A 4,516-nucleotide genomic window follows, 5' to 3' on the forward strand; every position below is an offset into this window, starting at 1 on the left:
GTCAACCGCAATGCCGGAACCGGGCAACATCACTGGCAAGAAATATGGCGGCAACACCCCGGCGAAATCCGTGGCCTATGCCTCGCTGAACTTTGATCCGTTCACGGATTATCTGGCCGGCAAGGAAAATATCCGCGTGGGTGGCAAGGAATTCCCCACCGCCGCTAGCAACGCCGCCATCCAGTCCACCGAAAAAACCTATGGCCTCATGATGCACATGAGCCAGGGCCTGGGCGTGAACTGCACTTTCTGCCACAACAGCAACAACTTCGCGAAGTGGGAAGACAGCCGGCCGCAGCGTGTGAACGCCTGGTACGGCATCCGCATGGTGCGTGACGTCAACAACAACTACATCACCGCTCTGGGTGACGTGTGGCCCGCCAATGGCAAGGGTGCTTATGGCAACCGCCGCGGCCCGCACGGCGATCCGCTGAAGGTGAACTGCGCCACCTGCCACCAGGGCGTGAGCAAGCCGCTGGGCGGGGTGAAGATGCTGAAGGACTATCCGGCGCTGAAGGGCGCTGCTCCGGTGGCACCCGCCGCCGTGGCCGCAACCCCGGCTCCAACCGAGACCGCTGCAGCGGCGCCAGAGAGCTTTGGGGCTGTGAAGCCCGTCGCTTGAGTAAATACGCAGCAGGCAAGGCAGGGCCCGGCATCGCAAGATGCCGGGCCTTGTCACGTCATGGCCCCATCCGACGCACCCAATAATCCCAGCTTTGCCGCAAGCCGGTGCGTGGTAGCGTGTGGCAGACATGCCCTTGGAGAGGGGCACTGCTCTTGGGGAGAAGATGATGGCGGACCGTCTGGATGTGCTGATCGTCGGTGCCGGTTTTTCCGGCATGTACATGCTGCTGAAATGCCGCGAGCAGGGCCTGAAGGTACGAGTGATCGAAGCCGGCAGCGGCGTTGGCGGCACCTGGTACTGGAACCGCTATCCCGGCGCTCGCGTCGATATCCAAAGCCTCGATTACAGCTTTGGTTTTGATGAAAATCTGGAGAAGGAATGGCGCTGGTCGGAACGCTATGCGCCGCAGCCCGAACTGCTCGCCTATGCCAACCATGTCGCCGACCGCTTTGACCTGAAGAAGGACATCAGCTTCCACACCAAGGTGACGGCGGCCCATTGGGATGCTGCTGCCGATGCCTGGAACGTCACGCTCGACAACGGCGAGGTCATTCCCGCCCGCTTCGTGGTGATGGCCACTGGCTGCCTGTCGGTGCCGACCGATGTCAGCTTCCCCGGCATCGAGGATTACAAGGGCACCATCTATCGCACATCGAAATGGCCGCACGGCGGTGTGGATTTCAGTGGGCAGCGGGTGGGCATTATCGGCACGGGCTCATCGGCGATCCAGTCCATCCCGATCATCGCTGAATCGGCAGCGCACCTGACCGTGTTTCAGCGCACCCCCAATTATTCGACGCCGGCGCACAATGGCCCGATTCCGGAAGATGATTACAAGGAATGGCTGGCTGATCCGCGGGCTTTCGGCGCTCGATCGCGCGCCACTTCTGGCGGCTTCTGGAACGATGCCAGCGCAGATGCCCTGGCCACCCAGACCGCGCCAGATGACATCAAGGCCGAACTGGAACGACGCTGGGCCTGGGGCGGCTTCCGCATTCTGAGCGGCTATGTCGATCAGGCCATCGATCCGGCAGCCAACAAGATCATCGCCGATTTCATCGCGGGCAAGATCCGCGAACAGGTGAAAGACCCCAAGGTCGCCGATTTGCTCACCCCAAAGGATCACCCGTTCGGCACCAAGCGACCGTGCGTGGATACCGGCTATTACGCCACCTACAACCGCGACAATGTCGAACTGATCGATCTGCGCGCCGATCCGCTGGAACGCTTCACCGCCACCGGCATCAAGACCAAGGATCACAGCTTCGATTTCGATGCCGTCGTGCTCGCCACCGGCTTTGACGCGATGACCGGCGCCATCGAGCGGATCGATATCCGCGGGGTGAACGGCGAGACGATCAAGGAACATTGGGCCGCCGGCCCGGAAACCTATCTTGGCCTGATGGTCGCCGGCTTCCCCAATCTGTTCCTGATCACGGGCCCCGGCAGCCCATCAGTGCTGACCAACATGATCAACAGCATCGAACAGCATGTGGACTATGTCGCCCGCATCATCGCGCATCTGAACGCCAGCCAGGCTGGCCGTATCGAAGCCAGCCGTGAAGCCGAACAGACCTGGACCGACCATTGCGACCAGATGGCCGCCATGACGCTCTTCACCCAGACCAATAGCTGGTACATGGGCGCCAACGTGCCGGGCAAACCGCGCCGTTTCATGGCCTATACCGGCGGCCTCGATGTCTACACCAACATCTGCAACACGGTGGCCGACAAGGGCTGGGAAGGCTTTGTCATCGCCCGCGGTGATCAGGTGCTGCACGAAAGCCGGAAGTTCGATAGCCTGCCGCCGCCGCCCGAAAACATGGCGCCGCACTTGCTGGACATGGCGATGGGCCGTGTGGCGGCGTGGATGCAGGAACACGGCCGGGTTTGAAGGCCAGGCAGAGATGCCTCCGGCGGCCAGGGCCTGAGGCCCTGGACCCACTTTCGTTGGCGTGTGCTTCGCGGGGCTTAAGGGCGGGAAAATCAAATGGGTGCAGGCCTCAGGCCTGCCCGCCGGAGGCCCTTTTCCTGGTTCTTCAATTCGTGCCAGTCGAAGCCCGCGCCGTTCCCGCACTCGCCCACAACCGGGCGATGACGCTGGCCAGTGTGGGGTGGTTGCCGCCGTGATAGCTATTGTCAGCCGGCAGTTCTGCCAGCAGCCGGCGATGTGCCTCTGGTAGCGCGTGATAGGGCACGCTGGGCAGCAGATGGTGCAGTGCGTGGTAGCGCAGGCCAACGGGTGCCCACAGTTCCGGCAGCAGCGCCGGCGGCGGCACGTTCACACTGTCGAGATACTGGCCGGTGATGGTCATCACCTTGCCGTCATTCTCCCAAAGGTGGGCAGCCAGCGTGCGGATCTGGTTGATCACCATGCTGGCCGACAGCACGGCGAGCCAGATGCCGAACGCCCGCAGCGGGATAAGGCCGGTGGCGACCGCAGCGAGCACGGCGATGATGAAGGCGGAGGTCGCCACCTCCATCACGTTCCAGCGTGTCATCGCCGGACCCTGGGGGGGATCGCGGCGGAAATCCGGGTTGATCGACAGCGCCGAAAGCCGCGCGCGAACAAAATCACGCACCGGCTTCAGCAGCGACAGCGGCGCCAGCAGGCCCCAGCGGATGATCAGCCCAATCGGTCCCAGCGCGGCGACCAAAACGAACAGCGGCAGGCTGATCTTCGGCTTCAGCGCCAGCGCCATATATTCGGGATCGCGCACCGTGCCGTACCGGTTGCGGGCGTGATGCAGATTGTGCACGCCTTCATACATGAAACTGGGGATCATCAGCGGAATGCCGGCCACGAGGTTCCAGCCCAGGCGATAACCCGACACCGAATCATCCTTCATATGGGTGATTTCGTGGATGAAACTGCCCAGCCGGTAGAGCGCGAGCACGGCGACGAAGGCCAGCGCAGCGGTGGCGGCCACCGGCAGGCCATCAGCCAAGATCAACGCCGTCAGCGCGCCCCAGCCCAGCGCGGCCGAAGCCAGCGTGTCGGCCCAATAGACGGCAGGCTTGTACACGCCCAGTTCGCGGCCGAGCGTGGCTGCCAGCTTGATCATCGCCACGTCCTCACCGGCCATCGACCCGGCATTTTCACGCGGGCTGGGGGCGGTTTCGGCAAAACGAGCGGCAGTTGCAGTCATCATGGGGTCGCTTATGGCAGAGGAATGCGACCCGATAAGGGCAGAAACCCGGCCGCGCCATTCCGGAAAATGCCGCATTTGGCTGGCCGCGATGTCGCGGCTTCGCTAGACTCGGGCGCAAATCAGGGGAGGAAGCCATGCTGAAAGCGGGATTCATCATCGCGGGTGCCAGCGCCCTGCTTGCCAGTGCCGCACTGGGCAAGGCCCCGGCGCTGCCGCTGGCGCTCGAACAGGCGGTGACGCAAAGTCACGAAGCCTTGCGCAAGATCCTGAACGGCGATCCGTCCGGCTATGCTGCGCTTTTTGCCGATTCCGACGACATCACGCTGGGCAACCCGTTCGGTCCGTTCGGCAAAGGTCCGGCTGAAGTGCGCGCCCGGCTGGCCAATGCCGCCACCAAATACCGCGACGGCAGTGTACGCAGTGTGGAACGCGTGGCGACTTATGGCGCCGGCGACCAATTCGTGCTGGTCGAGATCGAGAACGGCCGCGCCAGGCTGGGCGCCAGCCCCGATTTCGCTGATTTCTCGGCCCGGGTAACGAGCGTCTATCAGCGAGCGGGCCGGCAATGGCGGCTTGTACACCGCCACGCCGACCCGATCACAACAGCACGCGGCGCGGAATCGATGTTACCGACGCCGCGCCCTTAATGCCTGCTCAGATCGTCCGCGACACCACCAGCTTCATGATTTCGCTCGTGCCGCCGTAAATCCGCTGCACGCGCGCATCGCGCCACAGGCGG

The 4,516-nt window shown here is 63.4% G+C and carries 5 protein-coding genes; 3 read left to right on the forward strand and 2 right to left on the reverse strand.

Translation table 11 applies throughout. The features are described 5' to 3' along the window. On the forward strand, positions 1–622 hold a 622-nt coding region (pufC, locus tag RMO81_RS02785; RefSeq protein ID WP_310474208.1), incomplete at its 5' end, for a photosynthetic reaction center cytochrome PufC. Between the two features lie 166 nt (positions 623–788). Further along, entirely contained in the window at positions 789–2,519 is a 1,731-nt protein-coding gene (locus tag RMO81_RS02790; protein WP_310474209.1) for an NAD(P)/FAD-dependent oxidoreductase, read from the forward strand. 145 nt (positions 2,520–2,664) lie between these two features. Here RMO81_RS02790 and RMO81_RS02795 read toward each other — a convergent pair whose 3' ends face one another. Next, positions 2,665–3,777: a fatty acid desaturase gene (locus RMO81_RS02795; RefSeq protein ID WP_310474210.1), complete on the reverse strand. Its 1,113-nt coding sequence runs from the start codon at positions 3,775–3,777 to the stop codon at positions 2,665–2,667. 134 nt (positions 3,778–3,911) lie between these two features. On the opposite strand from RMO81_RS02795, the gene RMO81_RS02800 reads away from it, so the two are divergent. Beyond that, positions 3,912–4,424 carry a nuclear transport factor 2 family protein gene (locus tag RMO81_RS02800; RefSeq protein ID WP_310474211.1) on the forward strand — a complete coding sequence of 171 codons (513 nt, stop codon included), beginning with the start codon at positions 3,912–3,914 and terminating at the stop codon, positions 4,422–4,424. 7 nt (positions 4,425–4,431) lie between these two features. On the opposite strand, the gene RMO81_RS02805 is transcribed toward RMO81_RS02800, so the two are convergent. Beyond that, positions 4,432–4,516, reverse strand: an 85-nt coding sequence (locus RMO81_RS02805; protein WP_310474212.1) for an acyl-CoA dehydrogenase family protein, incomplete at its 5' end; no start/stop codon positions are given.

The sequence above is a fragment of the Sandarakinorhabdus sp. genome, from assembly GCF_031422795.1.
In the GTDB taxonomy this organism is placed as follows: Bacteria; Pseudomonadota; Alphaproteobacteria; order Sphingomonadales; family Sphingomonadaceae; genus Sandarakinorhabdus.

Bases quoted from the DNA above. Each gene is read 5' to 3' on its own strand.
- RMO81_RS02790 (WP_310474209.1), top strand. From the start codon at position 789: ATGATGGCGGACCGTCTGGATGTGCTGATCGTCGGTGCCGGTTTTTCC.
- RMO81_RS02795 (WP_310474210.1), bottom strand. From the start codon at position 3,777: ATGATGACTGCAACTGCCGCTCGTTTTGCCGAAACCGCCCCCAGCCCG.
- RMO81_RS02800 (WP_310474211.1), top strand. From the start codon at position 3,912: ATGCTGAAAGCGGGATTCATCATCGCGGGTGCCAGCGCCCTGCTTGCC.